The sequence below is a fragment of the Psychrobacter sp. 1U2 genome, assembly GCF_051847575.1.
The window spans coordinates 1-798 of the sequence record NZ_JBPYDC010000864.1 but is presented as its reverse complement, the minus strand read 5'-3'; the positions used below and the strand labels follow the sequence as shown (position 1 = coordinate 798).

1 protein-coding gene and 1 pseudogene are annotated in these 798 nt (G+C 42.7%); both read right to left on the bottom strand.

Annotated elements, in window-relative coordinates; all coding sequences use genetic code 11:
* On the bottom strand, nucleotides 1–525 hold a 525-nt coding region (locus ACS8FD_RS19195), incomplete at its 3' end, for an SDR family NAD(P)-dependent oxidoreductase (protein WP_439277032.1).
* Nucleotides 522–798, bottom strand: a pseudogene (locus ACS8FD_RS19190) (ACP S-malonyltransferase); the annotation flags it as partial. The gene ACS8FD_RS19195 and the pseudogene ACS8FD_RS19190, both read right to left, overlap by 4 nt.

Genomic DNA, 798 nt, shown 5'->3' with positions numbered 1-798 from the left:
GATCGTTACTTGACGAGAGCCAATCTCACGCGCCAAAGTACGGCTAAAGCCCTCTACGCCCGCTTTAGTCGCCGCATAATTGGATTGTCCAGCATTACCCATCTTTGCAACCACTGAACTGATATTAATAATACGCCCACGACGAGCTTTCATCATACCGCGCACTGCACGTTTACTCATACGATAAACTGACGTTAAATTGGTATCAATCACACTGTCCCAATCTTCGTCTTTCATACGCATTAGCAAACCATCTTGAGTAATACCTGCGTTATTTACTAATACCTGTACAGCGCCATACACACTTTCGATCTCTTCAAACAATTTATCGATTTGTGTGCCATCACGGACATCTAGAACCCGACCAATACCACCGGAATCATGCAAATAATCATCGATAAGAGCAGCACCTTTTTCTGTAGTCGCTGTGCCAATAACAAAATGTCCTTCTTTCGCAAAACGTTTAGCAACTGCTTTACCAATACCGCGACTTGCTCCACTAACTAATACAATCGTTCGACTCATGATAACACCTCCATCAGTTTTTCCATACGAGCAGGCTTGTCTATTGGATAACTTGCAATTGGCTGCGTTTGACGCTTGGCCAAATTACTTAGCACGTTACCACTACCGCACTCAATTAATATATTTATTTGTTTGTCTGCCAGCTCTTGCATGGTCTTTGACCATAATACAGGCTCGCTAAGCTGCTCTGTTAACGCTTGTTTGATACTTTGAACGCTGGTCTCAATACGAGCATGACGATTTTGGATAACAGGAATATTGGCTTGATCAAAT